The 19,221-nt window shown below is 53.4% G+C and carries 21 protein-coding genes; 19 read left to right on the forward strand and 2 right to left on the reverse strand.

All coding sequences use genetic code 11. The features are described from left to right. Positions 1 to 605, reverse strand: a 605-nt coding sequence (locus VEI96_01170; protein ID HXX56594.1) for an IMP dehydrogenase, incomplete at its 3' end; no start/stop codon positions are given. A gap of 231 nt (positions 606 to 836) precedes the next feature. Between VEI96_01170 and purM the strand changes: the two genes are divergently transcribed. The 7 genes from purM to VEI96_01205 all read left to right on the forward strand — a co-directional run bounded on the left by purM (position 837) and on the right by VEI96_01205 (position 5,924). Beyond that, a complete protein-coding gene (gene purM / locus VEI96_01175; protein ID HXX56595.1) occupies positions 837 to 1,868 on the forward strand; it encodes a phosphoribosylformylglycinamidine cyclo-ligase in 1,032 nt (343 codons plus the stop codon). Next, entirely contained in the window at positions 1,861 to 2,697 is an 837-nt protein-coding gene (locus VEI96_01180; GenBank protein ID HXX56596.1) for a M23 family metallopeptidase, read from the forward strand. The genes purM and VEI96_01180 overlap by 8 nt, the downstream gene beginning before the upstream one ends. Positions 2,698 to 2,699: 2 nt before the next feature. Next, on the forward strand, positions 2,700 to 3,083 hold the full coding sequence (locus tag VEI96_01185; protein ID HXX56597.1) for a polymer-forming cytoskeletal protein: 384 nt from the start codon (positions 2,700 to 2,702) through the stop codon (positions 3,081 to 3,083). Positions 3,084 to 3,212: 129 nt separating this feature from the next. Beyond that, positions 3,213 to 3,725, forward strand: a complete 513-nt coding sequence (locus VEI96_01190) for a DUF177 domain-containing protein (protein ID HXX56598.1) — start codon at positions 3,213 to 3,215, stop codon at positions 3,723 to 3,725. A 2-nt stretch (positions 3,726 to 3,727) separates the two neighbouring features. Further along, positions 3,728 to 3,913, forward strand: coding sequence for a 50S ribosomal protein L32 (gene rpmF / locus VEI96_01195; GenBank protein HXX56599.1), 186 nt, complete (start codon positions 3,728 to 3,730; stop codon positions 3,911 to 3,913). Further along, complete coding sequence (plsX, locus tag VEI96_01200) at positions 3,910 to 4,947, forward strand: phosphate acyltransferase PlsX (protein ID HXX56600.1); 1,038 nt, start codon at positions 3,910 to 3,912, stop codon at positions 4,945 to 4,947. The genes rpmF and plsX overlap by 4 nt, the downstream gene beginning before the upstream one ends. Continuing rightward, a complete protein-coding gene (locus tag VEI96_01205) occupies positions 4,944 to 5,924 on the forward strand; it encodes a beta-ketoacyl-ACP synthase III (GenBank protein HXX56601.1) in 981 nt (326 codons plus the stop codon). Before plsX ends, VEI96_01205 begins: the two co-directional genes overlap by 4 nt. Before the next feature lie 104 nt (positions 5,925 to 6,028). On the opposite strand, the gene VEI96_01210 is transcribed toward VEI96_01205, so the two are convergent. Beyond that, positions 6,029 to 7,408 carry an alginate export family protein gene (locus VEI96_01210; GenBank protein HXX56602.1) on the reverse strand — a complete coding sequence of 460 codons (1,380 nt, stop codon included), beginning with the start codon at positions 7,406 to 7,408 and terminating at the stop codon, positions 6,029 to 6,031. A 299-nt stretch (positions 7,409 to 7,707) separates the two neighbouring features. Between VEI96_01210 and VEI96_01215 the strand changes: the two genes are divergently transcribed. The 12 genes from VEI96_01215 to VEI96_01270 all read left to right on the forward strand — a co-directional run. After that, positions 7,708 to 8,523, forward strand: coding sequence for an amidohydrolase family protein (locus tag VEI96_01215; protein ID HXX56603.1), 816 nt, complete (start codon positions 7,708 to 7,710; stop codon positions 8,521 to 8,523). A gap of 67 nt (positions 8,524 to 8,590) precedes the next feature. Next, positions 8,591 to 10,423 (forward strand): indolepyruvate ferredoxin oxidoreductase subunit alpha, encoded by a 1,833-nt coding sequence (gene iorA / locus VEI96_01220; protein ID HXX56604.1) that lies wholly within the window; start codon positions 8,591 to 8,593, stop codon positions 10,421 to 10,423. Next, the gene (locus tag VEI96_01225) at positions 10,404 to 11,009 is read left to right on the forward strand and encodes an indolepyruvate oxidoreductase subunit beta (GenBank protein HXX56605.1); all 606 of its coding nucleotides are present in this window, start codon (positions 10,404 to 10,406) and stop codon (positions 11,007 to 11,009) included. Before iorA ends, VEI96_01225 begins: the two co-directional genes overlap by 20 nt. 2 nt (positions 11,010 to 11,011) lie before the next feature. Continuing rightward, positions 11,012 to 12,313 (forward strand): phenylacetate--CoA ligase, encoded by a 1,302-nt coding sequence (locus tag VEI96_01230; protein ID HXX56606.1) that lies wholly within the window; start codon positions 11,012 to 11,014, stop codon positions 12,311 to 12,313. Positions 12,314 to 12,324: 11 nt separating this feature from the next. Continuing rightward, positions 12,325 to 12,756, forward strand: coding sequence for an ACT domain-containing protein (locus VEI96_01235; GenBank protein ID HXX56607.1), 432 nt, complete (start codon positions 12,325 to 12,327; stop codon positions 12,754 to 12,756). A 56-nt stretch (positions 12,757 to 12,812) separates the two neighbouring features. Continuing rightward, positions 12,813 to 13,946: an ABC transporter substrate-binding protein gene (locus VEI96_01240; protein HXX56608.1), complete on the forward strand. Its 1,134-nt coding sequence runs from the start codon at positions 12,813 to 12,815 to the stop codon at positions 13,944 to 13,946. A 17-nt stretch (positions 13,947 to 13,963) separates the two neighbouring features. Continuing rightward, positions 13,964 to 15,109 carry an ABC transporter substrate-binding protein gene (locus VEI96_01245; GenBank protein ID HXX56609.1) on the forward strand — a complete coding sequence of 382 codons (1,146 nt, stop codon included), beginning with the start codon at positions 13,964 to 13,966 and terminating at the stop codon, positions 15,107 to 15,109. Beyond that, positions 15,110 to 15,991 carry a branched-chain amino acid ABC transporter permease gene (locus VEI96_01250; GenBank protein ID HXX56610.1) on the forward strand — a complete coding sequence of 294 codons (882 nt, stop codon included), beginning with the start codon at positions 15,110 to 15,112 and terminating at the stop codon, positions 15,989 to 15,991. 1 nt (position 15,992) lies between these two features. Continuing rightward, positions 15,993 to 16,961 (forward strand): branched-chain amino acid ABC transporter permease, encoded by a 969-nt coding sequence (locus VEI96_01255; protein HXX56611.1) that lies wholly within the window; start codon positions 15,993 to 15,995, stop codon positions 16,959 to 16,961. Next, the gene (locus VEI96_01260; GenBank protein ID HXX56612.1) at positions 16,948 to 17,733 is read left to right on the forward strand and encodes an ABC transporter ATP-binding protein; all 786 of its coding nucleotides are present in this window, start codon (positions 16,948 to 16,950) and stop codon (positions 17,731 to 17,733) included. Before VEI96_01255 ends, VEI96_01260 begins: the two co-directional genes overlap by 14 nt. Positions 17,734 to 17,742: 9 nt before the next feature. After that, positions 17,743 to 18,483 carry an ABC transporter ATP-binding protein gene (locus VEI96_01265; protein HXX56613.1) on the forward strand — a complete coding sequence of 247 codons (741 nt, stop codon included), beginning with the start codon at positions 17,743 to 17,745 and terminating at the stop codon, positions 18,481 to 18,483. Between the two features lie 18 nt (positions 18,484 to 18,501). Next, positions 18,502 to 19,221, forward strand: a 720-nt coding sequence (locus tag VEI96_01270) for an AMP-binding protein (protein HXX56614.1), incomplete at its 3' end; no start/stop codon positions are given.

Raw genomic sequence — 19,221 nt, forward strand, 5'->3', positions numbered from 1 at the left:
TTTTCGATATCCTTAATGGTTATGAGGCCTTTCAGGTTGAATTCCTTATCGACAATGGGAAGTTTCTCTATCTTGTATTTGTGGAGTAATTCCTTTGCCCTGTCCAGGCCGGTCTTTTCGGGAGCCGTGATGAGGTCTTCCTTTGTCATCACCTCCGAAACTTTTTTCGTGAGCTTCGTTTCGAACCTCAGGTCTCTGTTCGTAAGAATCCCCACAAGTTTGTCGTTTACGGTGACGGGAACGCCTGAAATCCTGTACTTTTCCATGAGCTTCAGAGCTTCTGATATGGGGGCTCCGGGGTCGATGGTAATGGGATCGATGATCATGCCGCTTTCCGATTTCTTGACCTTATCGACTTCTATGGCCTGTCGCTGGGGGGACATCGCCCTGTGGATAATGCCGATTCCACCTTCCCGCGCTATCGCGATACCCATGGCAGCCTCGGTGACTGTATCCATGGCCGAACTGATGAGCGGAATGTTGATTTCGATCGATTTCGTCAGGAGCGTCGTGATATCAGCGTCTTTCGGCAGGATATCTGATTTGGACGGCAGGAGCAGGACATCATCGAAGGTTAGTCCCACGGGAATCTTCTCTTCCGGCATCGAATTCTCCTCCATCCGCTGAAATTTAAAAATTTTAACATTTTTGGACGCCGTAACGCAATGCAGCCCCCTCTGAAGACGTAGGCGGGTGTAAGTTTCGCTATAAGAGATTTGGCGAAACATTCGAGGAAAAGGGTATGAATTTATGGGAGAGAAAAGAGCTTGACTTTGACCTCTCTTTATGCAAAATAGGGAGTAAATCTTCATCCCCCCAGTTAAGAAAACAGGCTCATGGAAAAACTTACGTACAAAAATGCCGGCGTTGATATCGAAGAAGGCGAGCGGTTCGTGAATCTCATCTCGCCGCTCGTGCGGAAGACCTTCAGGGAGGGTGTCATGACCGACATCGGCTCTTTCGGCGCTCTCTTCAGGCTTGATATTCAGAAGTACCGGGAACCGGTCCTCGTCAGTGGAACGGATGGCGTGGGGACGAAGCTCAAGATAGCCTTTCTGGTCGGCAGACACGATACGGTCGGGATCGACCTCGTGGCGATGTGCGTCAACGATATCCTGACGAGCGGCTCAGAACCGCTTTTCTTCCTCGATTATTTTGCGACGGGAAAACTCTCGCCGGAGAAAGCCGCTCTTGTAATCGAAGGTATTGTCAACGGATGCAGGGAGGCGGGATGCGCCCTCATCGGCGGAGAGACCGCCGAGATGCCCGGCTTCTATCAGAACGATGAGTATGACCTTTCGGGCTTTGCCGTCGGCATCGTTGACAGAGGCGCAATAATCGACGGATCAGCTATACGTGAGGGTGATGCCCTAGTCGGTCTTTCATCAACAGGTCTGCATAGCAACGGCTATTCCTTGGCGAGGAAGGTCTTTTTCGGCAGCCTGAAGATGGATGTATCCACCTATATTCCTGAAATAGGGACAACGCTCGGAGATGAACTTCTCAAACCGACCCGGATTTACGTAAAGGCCTTCGAGGCAGTAAGGGGCGTTGTGAGGGTTAAGGGGATGGCCCACATTACGGGAGGGGGAATCCCCGGCAATCTCCCGAGGATATTCCCTGACGGGTTCGGTGCGATCCTGAGAAAAGATACGTGGTCTGTTCCTCCCATATTCAGGGTCATCGAGGAAATGGGGCGGGTGCCTCTTGAGGACATGAAGAGGACATTCAATATGGGAATCGGCTTCATCATGGTCGTTTCAGAGGAGGAAGCGAAAGAAACCGTCTCCCTTCTTAAGGGACGGGGTTTTGATTCCTCCGTCATCGGCACTATCGTGAAAGGAAGAAAGGAGGTAAGGAATGGGTAGGCTCAGAGGGTTTATCAGGAAGGCGTTTACTCCGGTAACCATCATGTTGATACCCCACAGCAATTCCAAACCCTTCAACCTTAAGATACCTTCCATCGGGATCGTTTTTTCGGCGATGTTGTTGATCATGGGCTCCTTCTATCTATTGTCGATTGCCGTACGTGTCGGCGAATATCGGATGATGAAGGAAAAACTCGACTACTACACGGGGCAGTTCGTTGAGTTGAAGGCGACGATGAATGCGTTGAAAAGGTCCGAATACGAATTCAGGAGCCTCTTCTCTCTCGGGACAAAGGAGAGGATCCTCGAAAACATCCCTGCCTCCGACAGCGGGTCGATCGATGTTGAAGCGCTGCAGGGGCAGATCAGGAACACGGTAGGGACGGTCAAGGAAATCAGGGAATACCTGCTTCTGCAGAGAGACATCTACAAGGCAACCCCCAGGGGATGGCCTGTGACGGGGAGAATTACCTCGGCCTACGGACCCCGTGAGAATCCGATTAACGGAGGGGAGGATTTTCATTCGGGAGTGGATATCTCCGTGGAACGCGGTACCCCTGTCAGGGCGACAGCTGACGGGGTTGTGAGCTTCTCCGGGTGGTCTGGAGGCAGCGGAAATTTAGTCGGCCTGGAGCACGGGTTCGGTTATTCCACATTCTACGCCCACAACAAGACCCTTGCGGTCCGCGTCGGACAGCGGATCAATCGCGGCGACATCATCGCCTATGCGGGTTCGACCGGAAGCAGCACGGGAAGTCATTCCCATTATGAGATATGGAAGGATGGAAGACATATAAATCCCAAGCCGTTTCTTGATGTAAGGAGCTGAATATGTTTTCACGAAACACGGAGAAACTCGAATCGTTCGTCGGAAGTAACAGCCATTTTAAAGGCGACATAAAGACGAAGGGAACGCTCAGGATAGACGGAACCCTTGAAGGGAATGTAGAGGCAGATTGGGTCGTTTTAGGCGAGAGGGCGAGACTGAAGGGCAATGTGAACGCGAGAGGGGTGATTGCGGGCGGGAGGATTGAAGGCACCATCACATCCCGGGAAGTCCTCGAGATCAGGCCGAAGGGGCTGGTCATCGGCGATATAAGTACGGCAAAGCTTACGGTAGTGGAAGGCGGCATACTCCAGGGCCGCTCGACGATGCAGCAGGAAGAGTCGAAAGTCATCGAACTGCAGCCGAAGGACAGGGCGAGGGAGATTTGACAATCAGCCTGAATATTCTGTTATAATTCAAGACGATTAAGGATGATTTTCCCCTCCATGAATTTTGACAAGGGGATACCCTCGCTGAAGAGCATTCGGGGTTAAGAACTCAAGCGGTGTTCTTTTACAATGAAGATACTGTTATCGGACATAACGGAAGACGGGCTTGATTTGGCCTTTGAGGATGCCTTCGAGTCAGGACCCTTCAAAGCGCTCTCTCCGGTCAAGGCTTCGCTCCATGTCGACAAGTTCAGTTCCGAGGTTCTCATCGCGGGCGAAGTGAAAGCCTCCCTTGAACTTCAGTGCAGCAGATGTCTCAAGCTCTTTCCCCGGGATACGGACATCGAAGTCAATGCGGTCTACCACCCCCTCGATGACCTGAAAGGCGAAGAACGACATGAAGTCAAAGACGATGAACTTGACATGGGCTTTTATTCAGGTGATGAACTCGACATCCTGGAGCTTGTTAAGGAGCAGGTGATCCTGAATATTCCGATCAAACCCCTCTGCAGCGAATCATGCAGGGGGATCTGCCCGATTTGCGGAACGGATCTGAATACCGGTACCTGTTCATGCAGACAGACGAGTGCTGACCCGAGACTTGCGGTGTTAAAAAAATTATTGGATGATAGAAAGGAGTAACGATGGCAAACCCCACGCATAGACATACGAGGACGAGGAGAGACAAGAGGAGGGCAAACTGGAAGGGCGCGATGCCGAATCTCAGCGCCTGTCCCGAATGCAAGGAGATGAAGGAGTCCCACAGGGTGTGTGCGAGCTGTGGTTCCTATAACGGTCGTAAGGTTCTTGAGACGCTCGAGAAGGAATGAGGATTGCCCTTGATGCAATGGGAGGCGATTTTGCGCCTGCCGTAACGATCGAGGGTGCCGTAGAAACGGTTGGTGAGAGCGAAGATATCGATATCACCCTCGTCGGAGACGAACCTTCGATCCTGAGGGAGCTGACCGGAAAGAGATACCCCCCAAGCAGGCTCCAGATAAAGCATGCATCTCAGACTGTAGAGATGGATGAACCCACGCTTATTGCCGTAAGGAAGAAAAAGGACTCTTCGATCAAAAGGGCGGTAGAACTGGTGAAAAACGGAGAGGCCGACGCCGTGGTGAGTGCGGGTCATTCCGGTGTCGCCATGGCGATCTCCCTCCTCATGCTCGGTGCATCGAAGGGCGTTGACAGGCCCGCCATCGCGACTATCATGCCGACGTTAAAAGGCCCTTTTGTGCTTATCGATGCCGGTGCAAACGTCGACTGCACGCCGGAGAACCTCTCTCAGTTTGCTCTCATGGGTGATGCGTACTGCAAGGCGATGTTCGATATCCCTGAGCCGAAGATTGCGCTCCTGAGCATCGGTGAGGAGGATACGAAGGGGAATGTTGTGACGAAGGAGGCGTTCAAGCTCATAAAGGATGCCGGGGTGAATTTCATCGGCAATATTGAGGGAAAAGACATTTTTTCGGGCGATGCCGATGTCGTGGTCTGTGACGGCTTTGTGGGCAATATCGTGCTCAAGACGAGTGAGGGACTCGCAGAGGTGATCATGAAGATGCTCAAGCGGGAGATATCCGATGCTGCTACGGGAAGGATGGGATATCTGCTTATGAAGCCGGCGCTGAGAAAATTCAAGAAGAAGACGGATTATGCGGAATACGGCGGCGCGCCGCTGCTCGGCATCAACGGCACCTCTATCATCAGCCACGGAAGGTCCTCGGCGAAGGCGATACGAAATGCCGTAAGGGTCGCTCATGAGTTTTCGAGGAAAAAGGTTTATGAAAAGATCATTGATGAGATTAATAATCTCCCTTCCCTGAAACCGCTCTGCGATATCGTTATAGGAGACGGTGCTTGATCAGGTCCAGGATAACAGGGACCGGATCCTATGTTCCGGAGAGAATCCTCACGAATCACGAACTCGAAAAGATGATCGATACGTCCGATACGTGGATAACGGAAAGGACGGGAATAAAGGAACGACGGGTGGCCGAAAAGGAGCAGGCGGCTTCCGATCTCGCCTACTGTGCTTCAAAGGCCGCTCTGAAAAGCGCCGGATTGAAGGCGAAGGATATCGATCTGATTCTCGTAGCGACGGTAACCGGCGACATGCTGCTGCCGGCGACCGCATGCATCCTTCAGGGCAGGCTCGGCGCGAAGAAGGCTGCCGCCTTCGACGTGAACGCAGCCTGTTCCGGTTTTATCTATGGTCTTTCAGTCGCTGACGCATTCATAAAGAGCGGAAACGCGAAGCGCGTTCTCGTCGTCGGTTCGGAGGTCCTCACGAAGTTTACGGACTGGGAGGACAGAACGACGTGTGTCCTCTTCGGCGACGGCGCCGGTGCTGCGGTACTCGAGGCTACGAAGGAGAAGAGGGGAATCATGTCCGTAAAAATATATTCTGACGGGAGCATGTGGAACCTCCTCCACACCCCTGGCGGTGGCTCACGGAATCCCGCTTCGAAGGAAACGGTGAGAAAGAACATGCATTTCATCAAAATGAAGGGGAATGAGACATTCAGGATCGCCGTCCGAACGCTCGAAGCGCTTGTCGTCGATACCTTGAAGGAGAACAAACTCAAGCCGTCCCAGCTTTCCCTCCTCATACCCCATCAGGCAAACCTGAGGATTATCCAGGCAACGGCCGAGCGATTGCATCTCCCCCTTGAACGTGTTCTCATCAACCTGGACCGGTACGGCAACACCTCTGCCGCATCGATTCCGTTGGCCCTCGATGAAGCGGTGAGGACGGGGAGGATAAGGAAGGGCGAGCATGTCCTCCTTGAAGCATTCGGCGGAGGGCTTACCTGGGCGTCTGCGCTGATTAAGTGGTGATTTCCGAGAACCGTTCGAGGCGATCATAGTGAATTGTCGATAAGAAAACCCCGCCGGAATCGGCGGGGTTTTCTTACGTCTTCTCATACGCTCTCAACGAGAGGTCAGATTTTATACTGGAGCTGCCACCTGAAGAAGGTCGCGTTGTCCTTTGAATTATAGAAATCTCCGGGCACAAAATATTCGAGCTGGAGAAATCCGTCCAGGTTCTTCGTGAATCTGTGGCTCAAGAGTGCCGTTGGCAAATATCCCCTTCCATGGCCGTTGTTGGTGAACATTGCTGACGGCAGGCCTGCAGTCTTTTGAGGCGCCCAGAGATACTGAAGCGTGCCGGTAAAGGAAGTTGCCTCCGAGAAGTTTACTTTCAACGATGCCTTTACGAGCTCCAGATTGGTCCAGTAGCCCGGTATCGGGCCGCCGTACCGGGTGGTTTCCGGTATCAGGGTGTAAATGAAGAGTTCGTTCCAATAAGGATTCCTCGAGAAGAGGGGGTCCCATGTTTCGTTTTTGGTTGTCGTCTTTGGGTCGTCGCCCGAGAGATAGATATAGCGAAGGTCCCACTCAGGCTTCAGCCCCACATTTTCGTATTTACGGCCGACAAAGACATATCCCCCGTATCCTCTCCTGTCGTTAAATTGCGACCCGCTGTCGTAGTTTCCCCACTGGTAGGCGCCTTCAATTCCCATATTCCATCCGCCGGCAGGAGACGCTACGACCCTCGCCCCGGCTGTGTTGAGCCTGAGCTGCTGATTCGGGGTGATGGGCTGCTCGGTTTTGTACACATAATAGGGCTCGACTTGGACCGTATCTATTTTGATCCTTCCGTAACCGACAAATGCCTGCTCATTGGAACCGCACAATTGCACCTTGGTGCCCTCGTGGAGCGAGGGCAGGTATATGTCGGTCTTGGGGTCCGTGATATACATGAGGTCCAAACTCGCGGACTGCGCAAATCTTACCCGTGCCTTGAAGGCGTTAAAATAAAAGGTCCTCGATCCGTCGCCGGGCGTTCCGTCCATGAAGAGGAATCCCTCTCCGTAGACATTAGGACCGAGGAAATCCTGCCGCCCAATCCGCAGGTCGACGGGGAGGCCGAATATGCTGTTTCCATCGGCGTAGAGATTATCGAAAACAAGCTCACCGGCATAAAATCCGCTCGCCCCTCCCGGTTGGGATGTACTGTTTTCTGCGGGCTTAAAGGGACCGAGGCCATACCAGAACATCTCATTCGTGAACCTGAGGTAAGCACCGAATTTCTGCTCGTAATCCACGCTGCCCCAAATAGAAGTTCTCCACCGCAAGAAGTTCCTGTCGGCGGCGGCTCCCTTGTCGCTCGTTCCGAGGGTTACAACATCATCCCAGATCTCCTGCCTCAATCTGAAGGATCCGCCGTAATCGAACTTCAGATCTTCCGCGAAGACCGACGCGACGAAGATGAGACTCACCGAGAGGATAATGCAGAAGCACACAACATTCTTTTTCACCTTCCAACCCCTCCGTCCATTGATTTTTCAGGGACAATGTCCCTATCTATTTCTTCCCCTTCATTCTCCCTTTACCTAGCAAGGGTGCTGACCCTTCAAACTCCACGAACGTACTATTTTTTTTGCTAAATAATAAGGATAAGAAGAGGGGGAATACCAATATAATTTGCTTATGTATTTATAAGAAACAGTAATAGATTTCCTGGTAGGGCATAGAGGAATTCGGCTCCTCCGCGTATAATAAAAAAAGGTTTGCATCCGAATTCCTCTGTGGAGGAGAAAGGGACTTTCGCGAGAAGATGGTGAACGTGAGAGACACGGGAGGCATCATCGATTTTCATACGCACGCCTTTCCCGACGCCCTCGCCGACAAGGCGATAAGGGCGCTTGAAGAGGAGGGTGGCATCAAGGCCTGTCTCGACGGGAAGGTTTCGTCTCTCCTTCGTTCTATGGACAGAAACGGTATCGAGAAGAGTGTCATATGTTCTATCGCGACGAAACCGTCCCAGTTCGAGTCGATCATATCCTGGTCCAGAGAGGTCAGATCGGAGCGGATCGTCCCCTTTCCCTCCCTTCATCCCGATGACCCGATGTTCGCCGAGCGGATAGCGCAGATAAGACATGAGGGGTTCAAGGGCATAAAATTCCACCCCTATTATCAGGACTTCGCCATCGATGAGGAGAGGCTCTTTCCGGTATACGAAAGGATTGAAAGAGAGAACTTGATTGTTCTCATACATACGGGTTTCGACATCGCCTTTGAGAAGATACGGAAGGCAGATCCCGTAAAGATAGTGAAGGTTCTCGAAGCCTTTCCCGCATTGAAAATGGTCACAACCCATCTCGGGGCATGGGATGACTGGGAAGAGGTCGAGAGACACCTCGTGGGGAAGCATATCTACATGGAGATATCCTTCTCCCTCGAGCAGCTGACGAGGGAAGAGGCGAGGAAAATCATCTTACGCCATCCCGCAGGGCATGTCCTTTTCGGTACGGATTCTCCATGGACCGATCAGGGGAAGGCCGTGTCGCTTCTCAGGGAGCTCAAGCTTGGAGAGGAGCGGGAAGCCCTCATCCTGAGGGAAAACGCGATGAAGCTGCTCAATTCCGTCTGACTGTTCTGTTGAAAATAACGTAGTGGTATGATAACCTACAACTCCGAATTTTTTTTGCGTGCGAACAATGAAATCAAGAGACGCAGTCAGAGAACAAGTATTGCTTTCAGGCAATGAAGCGATAGCCCGCGGGGCCTATGAGGCCGGGGTCAAGGTCGCCTCAGCATATCCCGGAACTCCTTCGACAGAGATACTCGAGCATATTGCAACGTATGAAGGTCTGTACGCTGAGTGGGCTCCGAATGAGAAGGTGGCTGTTGAAGTTGCTTTAGGGGCTTCCTTCGCGGGCGTGAGGGCAGTCGCTTCGATGAAGCACGTCGGCCTCAATATCGCTGCCGATCCTCTCTTCACCTCCGCCTATACCGGCGTGAGGGGCGGCCTCGTCATCATCACAGCGGACGACCCCGAGATGCATAGTTCCCAGAACGAGCAGGACAACAGGAATTACGCCTTTGCGGCAAAGATCCCGATGTTAGAGCCGTCCGATCCTGCCGAGGCAAGGGCATTCATGAAGATCGCCTTCGACCTCAGTGAGGAGTTTGATACCCCGGTACTTTTCAGGACGACGACGAGAGTATCTCATGTGAAGGGGCTCGTCTCGGTCGGGGATGTTGGGCCTTCCCGGGTGAAGGCTGGTATCGAGAAGATGCCCGAGAAATTCGTCATGCTCCCCGCGAATGCCCGGAAGAGGCGGCGGGAACTGGAGCGGAGAATGGAAAGACTGCGTGCCTTCGCAGAGACCTTTCCCGAGAACAGGATCGAATGGGGGGACAAGGGGCGAGGGTTTATCACATCGGGAGTCTCCTATCTCTATGTGAAAGAGGCCTTTCCTGAGGCGTCTGTGCTGAAATTGGGGATGGTCTATCCCTTCCCTGAAACCTTGATAAAGAATTTCGCTGAGGAGGTTGATGAGGTATTTGTCGTCGAGGAGCTCGATCCTTTCATCGAGCTTCATGTAAAGGCCCTTGGCGTAGCGTGCAGGGGGAAAGAACTCATTCCTCCTTTCGGAGAGCTGAATCCTTACATAGTAAGGAGTTCGATAACGGGAAAGAAGAGAGATGATCTCTTCGAGCCCGTCGAGATTCCGCAGAGACCACCGAACCTCTGCCCCGGCTGCCCCCACAGGGGAATCTTCCATGCTATTGCTAAGCTCGGTGCCTTTGTGTCTGGGGATATCGGCTGCTACACGCTCGCGGCACTGAAACCCCTCGCCGGCATGGATTCCTGTGTCTGCATGGGTGCGAGCATCGGAAACGCCTTCGGGATCGAGAAGGCGCTCGGAAAAGAGGCCCTCGGGAAGGTCATTGCGGTCATCGGCGATTCCACGTTCATCCATTCGGGGATAACGGGGCTCATCGATGTCGTGTATAACCGGGGATTTACTACGGTTGTCATCCTCGACAACAGGACAACGGCGATGACCGGCCACCAACCGAATCCGACTACGGGCATGACGGTCACCGGGGACTACAGCACCGTAATAGACCTGGAGGCACTCTGCAGGGCGATAGGGATCAGCCACGTATATACGGTAAACCCCAATGATCTGGAGGCGACGTATAAGATTCTCAAGAAGGAGATCGAACGTCCTGAGCCTTCTGTCGTCATCACAAAATATCCCTGCGTCCTTCTGCCGGAGATGAGGAAGAGAAAGGATAAACCTCTCTATATGATCCTTCCCGAAAATTGCACCGGCTGCAGGGCCTGTCTGAGGATCGGTTGCCCGGCTATTGAATGGGTGCCGGTAACCGAAGAGGAGGCCGAAAAACTCGGATTTAAGGAGAAACAGAAGGGCTACGCGCGGATCAACGCGGTCCTCTGTGACGGGTGCGCACAATGCGTCACACTGTGTAAGTTCGAGGCGATCGTCCTTGACGAGAGTGAGCGTGCAGAGCGGTAACGTCATCTTCTGCGGGGTCGGTGGGCAGGGAATACTCCTCGCCAGCGAGATAACTTCCTTCGCCCTCATGAAGGCCGGATTCGATGTGAAGAAGAGCGAAGTGCACGGAATGGCGCAGCGCGGCGGCTCCGTTGTGGCTCATCTGAGATACGGAGAGAAGGTATACTCGCCCCTGATCGAACCGGGAGCGGTCGATATCGAGGTTGCCTTTGAGATGCTCGAATCGGTGAGGTATCTTCCCTATCTGAACAAGCAGAGCAGGGTGATTGTTAATACTCAGAAGATATTACCCTCACCAGTAGCTACGGGGGTCGAGCGGTACCCGACGGACGTCATGGAGGAACTCAGGAGGAGAGGAATCGCCGTCTTTCCGGTCAATGCATTTGAGAAAGCTGCCGACCTCGGAGAGATTCGCGCGGTCAATATGATATTGGTCGGGGCCCTTTCCGTTTTTCTCCCCATAGAAGAAACGGCATTCTTCGATGTAATCAGCGAAAGAGTGGCCGAGAAATTCCGTAACGTTAACAGCCAAGCTTTTCTCAAGGGCAGAGAAGAAATCAGAATGTTACAGGAGGTGAGTCGGTAGCCATGCTGTGGAATGAGGAATTTGAAACGCTCCCCCGTGAGGCGCTCGAGGCACTGCAACTGAAGAGATTGAAGGCACTCGTCGAGAAGGAATACGCCGCGGTTCCCTATTACCGTCAGAAGATGGATGATGCTGGCGTCAAGCCCGCTGATATCAAAACCCTCGGGGATCTCAGGAGGCTTCCCTTCACGACAAAAGAAGACCTGAGGAAGAACTATCCCTTCGGACTCTTTGCCGTTCCCTTTGAACGGGTGGTCCGCATCCATGCGTCATCCGGGACAACGGGGAAGCCGACGGTCGTCGGTTACACGAGGCGCGATATCGACACCTGGGCGGAGCTCATGGCGAGGACCCTTTCTGCTGGAGGCGCCCATCAGGGAGACGTCGTGCATAACGCATACGGATACGGATTGTTCACAGGAGGGCTGGGGGCGCATTACGGCGCTGAGAGGATCGGTGCAGCGGTCATTCCGATATCGGGCGGGAATACGAAGAGGCAGATCATGATTATGCAGGATTTCGGTTCCACCGTGCTTCTCTGCACGCCCTCATACGCATTGAACATCGCCGATGTCATGAAGGAAATGAATGTGTCCCCATCAGCCGTGAAGCTCCGGGTCGGTCTTTTCGGCGCAGAACCCTGGAGCGAGAACATGAGGGAGGAGATCGAGAAGAAACTCGGCATCAAGGCCATAGACATTTATGGCCTCAGCGAGGTTATGGGACCCGGCGTTGCCAGTGAGTGCATTGAAGGGAAGAAAGGTCTCCATGTCTTCGAAGACCACTTCATCCCGGAGATAATCAACCCCGAGACGGGTGAGGTCCTTGGACCGGGGGAATCGGGGGAGCTTGTCTTCACGACTATCACGAAGGAGGCCTTTCCGGTTTTACGTTACCGGACGCGGGACATATCGCGGTTGATCCCCGAACCCTGTGCATGCGGGAGGACTTTTTACCGTATGCAGAGGATAACCGGCAGGAGCGATGATATGCTCATCATCAGGGGAGTCAATGTCTTCCCGTCGCAGATCGAGCATGTCTTGATGAGCGTCGAAGGGGTTGAGCCTCACTATCAGATTCTCGTGGACAGGGAAGAGTCTCTCGACGTCATGGAGGTTCGCGTCGAGGTGAGCGAAGACATATTCTCCGACGAAGTCAAGATCCTCGAGAAACTCGGGAAGCGGATCGAGAGGGAGATCAAAGACCTCCTCGGGGTTTCGTGCAAGGTGAAACTCGTGGAGCCGAGGACGATCCAGAGGAGTGAGGGCAAGGCGATGCGGGTCATCGACAAGAGGAAGCTCTAAAGGGGGAAGCTATGAAGGTAGAACAGATATCGATATTCCTTGAGAACAAATCGGGCCGGCTTGCAGAAGTCGCAGGTGTACTGGCTCGGGCCGGAGTCAATATCCGCGCCCTTTCTCTCGCAGACACGAGCGATTTCGGCATCCTGCGGCTGATCGTCAATAATACGGAAAAGGCAAAAGGGGTGCTTAAGGATAACGGGTTTACCGTGGGGAAGACGGAGGTAATAGCGGTTGAGGTCTCTGACAAACCGGGAGGGCTTGCCGAGATTCTCGATATTATGAGGGACGGGAGCATCAATGTCGAATATATGTATGCCTTTGTTCAGAAGAGCGGCGGCAATGCCATTATCATATTCCGCTTCGACGAGCTCGAAAAGGCGATTGATGCCCTCATGAAGGCAGGCATCAGGATACTGAAAGGGGAAGAGGTTTACGCGCTCTGACCCCCTCTCCGATCACTGTCAAATCTGAAGAGTAAAAGGAGGGAACTGTGAAGGCGATGAGGCTTTTTATCGTGACCCTGTGGTGCATAGGGCTGAGTGTCTTACCTGCTCTTGGAGACGACACGATCAGGATAGGAGCGATTGTATCGGCCACGGGCCCGGCGTCATTCCTCGGAGAGCCGGAAAAAAATACCGCGCTCATGCTTCAGGACAAGATCAACAGCCAGGGCGGAATCTTGGGGAAGAAGATAGAAATCGTGATTTACGATGACGAGACCGACGTGAATAAGGCCGTGCTGGCTACGGAGAAACTCTTGAAGAAGGATAAGGTGGTCGCGGTTATCGGTCCGACGACGTCCGGATGCTGCCTCGCCGTGGAGGACAAGTACGACAAGGCGCAGATACCCCTCGTCTCGATGGCGGCATCGGAAAAAATCGTGAAGCCCGTTAAGAAATGGGTCTACAATGTTGCGCCCCTGGACAGGCATGCCGTTGCGAAGTTGTATAAATTCCTGAGAACGAAAGGCATAAGAAAGATAGCGATCATAACGGTCTCAGACGGCTTTGGTCAGTCCGGGAGAGAGGTGCTCAAGGAACTCGCACCGGGGATGGGGATCGAAATCACCGCTGATGAGGTTTATGGCCCCAAGGATACGGATATGACCGCGCAGTTGACCAAGATCAAGGGAAGCGGGGCCGAGGGCATAGTCTGTTGGGGCACAAATCCCGGACCTGCCATTATCGCGAAGAACAGGGTTCAGCTCGGCATCACGCTCCCTCTCTTCATGAGTCACGGAGTTGCATCAAAGAAGTTCATTGAACTTGCCGGTGATGCTGCGGAAGGCATTTATCTCCCGGCAGGCAGGCTCCTCATTGCTGATCAAATTCCCGACAGTAATCCGCAGAAAAAAATTCTCCTTCAGTACAAGAAGGAATACGAGACAAGATTCAAATCTCCTGTTTCGACCTTCGGCGGTCACGCATGGGATTCGCTGTTCCTGGTCGAAAGAGCGATAGAGATGGGGAAGTCTGCCGATCCTGCCTCGATCAGGGATAATCTCGAGAAGATTACCGGGTTCGTCGGAACCGCAGGGGTCTTTAATTATTCCCCTTCCAATCACAATGGACTCGATGAAAACGCTTTTGAAATCGTCGTCATCGAGAAGGGTGAATGGAAGAGGGTGAAATGAGGACAAAAGGAGGAGGCATGAAAAAAGTCAGTCTCTGTATCGCTGCCTTGTCACTTGTTGCCCTGAGTCTCTCCGCTGCATTCGCTGAGGATGCCCTCAAGATAGGGGCGATTTTTTCGGTGACGGGTCCCGCATCATTCCTGGGGGAACCCGAAAAGAATACGGCGCTAATGCTCCAGGATCAGATCAACGCCAAAGGGGGAGTTTCGGGGAAGAAGATAGAACTCATTGTCTATGACGATGAGTCCGATGTGAACAAGGCCGTTCTTGCCGCTGATAAACTCCTGAAGAAGGACAAGGTCATGGCGGTGATCGGACCTACCACTTCAGGAAACACGTTTGCCATCGAAGATAAATTCGAAAAAGCGAATATCCCTCTCATCTCATGCGCCGCGGCAGAGAAGATCGTGAAACCGGTTAAGAAATGGGTTTTCAAGACGCCTCAGTCCGACAGACTCGCTGTGATGAAGATCTATGACACGCTCGTAGCGAAGAAGACGAAGAAGATTGCACTCATTACGGTTTCGGACGGGTTCGGGCAATCCGGAAGGGAAGTGCTCAAGGAGCTGGCACCAAGGATGGGGCTGGAAATTGTTGCCGATGAGGTCTATGGTCCGAAGGACACGGACATGACTGCCCAGCTCACAAAGATCAGGGGATCGGGAGCCGGAGCGATCGTGTGCTGGGGAACGAATCCGGGACCGGCCGTCATCGCCAAGAACAGGGTCCAGCTCGGGATGGACATTCCGCTTTACATGAGTCACGGTGTCGCTTCGAAGAAGTTCATCGAGCTTGCCGGTTCAGCGGCGGAAGGCATCATGCTTCCCGCCGGAAAGCTGATCGTGGCAGACCAGATCCCCGGCATCGATCCACAAAAGGCGATTCTCCTCAAGTATATCAAGGATTATGAGTCGCGATACAAGGCCCCGGTTTCTTCTTTCGGAGCCTATGCGGGGGATGCTCTCACGCTCGTCACCAAGGCGGTCGAGACGGGTAAGTCCTCAAACCCTGCCGATATCCGCAATAGCGTCGAGAAGACAAAAGGGTTTGTCGGCATCACCGGCGTCTTTAATTTTTCGCCCGAGGACCACAACGGTCTCGACGAAAATTCCTTTGAAATGGTCGTCATCGAGAGGGGAGACTGGAAGATCATCAAGAAGTAGATGGGAATTTCGAGCTACCTCCAGTTTCTCGTATCGGGGTTGACCGTGGGCAGCACCTACGGCCTCACTGCCCTCGGCTTTACCATTATCTTTAATACGACTGGCATCATCAATTTCGCTCAGGGCGAGTTTGTCATGCTCGGCGGAATGCTCTCGGTTTTTTTTCTCAAATGGCTTCATCTTGGGCTTCCTCTCTCTGTGCTCTTCTCCCTGCTCGTTACGACCCTTGTCGGCGCCGCCATAGAGCAGTTTACCATTAAACCGGTGAAGGATTCCTCGGTGATCAACCTCATCATTGTAACCATAGGCGTTTCGATATTCACCCGGGGACTCGCAATGCTCATCTGGGGAAAGGACACCTTCGCACTTCCTCAGTTTTCCGGGAGCGCGCCGCTCACCTTCGGTGGTGTCGCGGTAACGACGCAGAGCATATGGATACTCGCCATAACCCTCTCGCTGCTTTTTCTCCTGAGGGCTTTCTTTACGAAGACGATTTACGGGAAGGGCATGCTTGCCTGCTCGTACGACAGGAAGGCCTCCTATCTTGTGGGGATCGGGGTACAGAAGATGGTGCTCCTCTCCTTCATGATATCGGCCCTCGTGGGGGCAGTGGGAGGGGCGATCCTCGCACCGGTGACGATGACCTCCTACGATGTCGGAATCCTTCTCGGCCTCAAGGGATTTGCCGCCTGTATCATCGGAGGACTCGGCAACCCCTTCGGTGCCGCAGCGGGAGGACTCTTGCTCGGCGTTCTCGAATCTTTCGGAGCAGGGGTTATCTCATCGGCATACAAGGATGCCTTTGCCTTTCTTGTCCTGCTCATCCTCTTGTTCGTGAAGCCATCGGGACTATTCGGCCAGACCAGGGTCGAGAGGGTATAAGGTGCAGGGTTTCAGAAGGGATCTCGCCGCTGTCGCGGGGTTCCTTGTCTTCGTCGGAGCGGTGCCTCGGCTGCTCACGAATGACTACTACATTAATGCCCTCACCCTCTCCTGGATCCATGCCATTATTGCCGTCGGGCTCAATCTCCTCATGGGATATGCCGGCCAGATATCCCTCGGTCATGCTGCCTTTTACGGCCTCGCCGCTTACACGAGCGCCATAATAACCACGACCTTATCTCTGCCGATTCTAGTCGGTATGAGTGCGGGGATAGCCCTTGTGGGCATAGTTGCGTATCTCATTGGGATTCCGACCTTGAAACTGAAGGGGCACTATCTCGCAATGGCGACCCTCGGTTTTGGTATCATCATCTACATCGTTATTAATGAGACGATAGGTCTGACCGGAGGCCCTTCAGGTTTTACCGGGATACCCCGTCTCACCCTCTTCGGTTACAAGTTCGAATCCGATCTCTCGTACTACTACCTTGTGGCGATCATTCTCGCCTGCGTCATCCTTGTCTCGCTCAACCTCATCCATTCGAGGGTCGGAAGGGCTCTCAGGGCTATTCATACCAGTGAAGTTGCTTCCCTCGTGATAGGCATTGACATAGCGAAATACAAGATTTTCGTCTTTGTCCTTTCAGCGCTCTTCGCCGCCATCGCGGGGGTCCTGTACGCACACCTTATCACCTTTGTGGCCCCTTCGTCTTTCGGGTTTAACTTCTCCGTCGAACTCGTTACCATGGTTGTTCTCGGAGGCATGGCAAGCATTTGGGGCGCGGTAACCGGGGCCCTTTTTCTGACCGTCTTGCCGGAATTCCTGAGGACGTTCGAGAATATTGAGATACTGCTCTATGGCGCAATCCTTATCGTCTGCATGGTTTTTCTCCCCGGTGGTATTGCAGGAGGTTGCGCGAAATTGTTGAAACTGGTGAGAGGCGGGAAAGGAGAGAATGTCGGGCTCTGAGGGAGAAATCCTGAAATGTGAGAAAGTCGCCGTCCGGTTCGGAGGAGTTCAAGCCCTCAACGGGGTGAACTTTTCGGTCAGGAGAGGCAGTATCACCGCCATCATCGGACCGAACGGCGCGGGTAAGACGACGCTCTTGAATGTGATAAGCGGTCTCGTGAACGCTGATGACGGAATGATCGAGTTTGACGGCAGTCACATTACGCGCATGCCTCCTCACGAACGGGGAAGGGCAGGCCTTGTGAGAACATTCCAGAACCTCGAGATCTTCACGAACATGTCCGTGCTCGAAAACGTGATGACCGGATGCCACAGACTGGTGAATTACTCGATCCTTGATTCTCTCGGCAGGACCCCGAAATACTGGAAAGGCGAACGCGCGTGCAGGGAACATGCCGAAAGGGAACTCGGATTCGTCGGTCTCACGGATGCCGGCGACATGATGGCGCACGAACTGCCCTTCGGCAGTCAGCGTCTGCTCGAACTCGCGCGGGCGATATCCTCCGAGCCGAGACTCCTGCTTCTCGATGAGCCCGCTGCCGGCTTGAACATGCGGGAAACACGCAATCTCGGCGCGATAATCAAGAGGATCGGCGAAGAACGGGGCATAACGATCGTCCTCGTCGAACATGATATGGACCTCGTGATGAGGATAAGCGACAGGATAACGGTTCTCAACTTCGGCGAGGTCATCGCGGAGGGAGCGCCGCTCGAAATCCAGAAGAATCCCGATGTCATAGCCGCGTATCTCGGGGTCGAGGAAGAGGGATAAGGCAGGGCGATGCTGATTCTGAAGAACGCGGATGTCTATTACGGGAAGATACATGCGATCAAGAGAGTTTCTCTCCATGTCAAGAAGGGTGAGATCGTCGCCCTCATCGGCGGTAACGGTGCCGGTAAGACGACACTCCTGACCACCATATCCGGCCTCATCAGAACGAGCGGCGGGACCATACTCTGCAACGGCGTCGATATTGCACGGCAGACCCCCGAACAGATCGTGAAAATGGGGATCGCCCATGTACCCGAGGGGAGACTCGTCTTCAAGCCGCTGAGCGTCGAAGACAACCTGCTCCTCGGCTCCTTTCACAGACATTCGATGAAGCGATCGCAGGAGATCAGGGAGGACATGGAGAATATCTACTCCATGTTTCCGGTTCTCAGGGAGCGGAGGACTCAGCTCGCGGGAACCCTTTCCGGAGGGGAGCAGCAGATGCTCGCCATCGGACGTGCGCTCATGGCGCGACCGAGGCTTCTCCTTCTCGATGAACCGAGTATGGGACTCGCACCCTTCATCGTCAAGGAAATATTCCGGTATGTTCGTTCACTTCGTGACCGCTACGGCCTCACGGTTCTCCTCGTCGAACAGAACGCGCGGAGCGCACTGAGGATAGCCGACAGCGGGTATGTCCTTGAGACGGGAAGGATTGTTCTCCAGGGTGCCGCGGAGGACCTCCTGTCAAACCGGGACGTGCAGAGGGCATATCTCGGTCGGGACCTTGATTCAGAAATTGATCTCTAGATAAAGAGGGAGGAAGGTATGTTTTGGGAACCAGATAATGAGTCCATGGGAAGGGAAGAACTGGAACAGCTGCAGCTCGAGAGGCTTCAGGCGACATTAGCGCGGGTTTACATGAATGTCCCCTTCTACCGGAAAACCTTTGATAAACTCGGAATTGACCCCGACGAATTTCGTTCCCTAGACGATCTGAGAAAACTTCCCTTTACGACGAAGCATGACCTGCGTGATAACTATCCCTACGGATTGTTTGCTGTCCCGCTCAGGGAGGTGGTGAGGATTCATGCCTCCTCCGGTACGACCGGAATGTCAACGGTGGTTGGGTATACAAGAAACGACATCAAGACATGGTCGAACCTTGTTGCGAGAATTCTCACGGCGGGAGGTATCACGAAAGACGACGTGATCCAGATAGCCTTCGGGTACGGTCTCTTCACCGGCGGATTCGGCCTCCATTACGGAGCCGAGCGTGTCGGTGCATCGGTCATTCCCATATCGAGCGGCAATACGAGGAGACAGGTGAAGATCATGCAGGATTTCAAGACTACTGCGCTCGTCTCCACCCCGAGTTACGCTCTCCTCATAGCGGATATGATGAAAGAGATGGAGATAAACGTTAATACCCTCTCCCTGAAGCACGGGCTCTTCGGTGCGGAGCCGTGGTCGGAAGGCATGAGAGAGGAGATCCAGGAGAGACTCAAGATCACCGCGACAGACAACTACGGTCTCAGTGAGGTCATG

This window comes from Thermodesulfovibrionales bacterium, from assembly GCA_035622735.1.
In the GTDB taxonomy this organism is placed as follows: domain Bacteria; phylum Nitrospirota; class Thermodesulfovibrionia; order Thermodesulfovibrionales; family UBA9159; genus DASPUT01.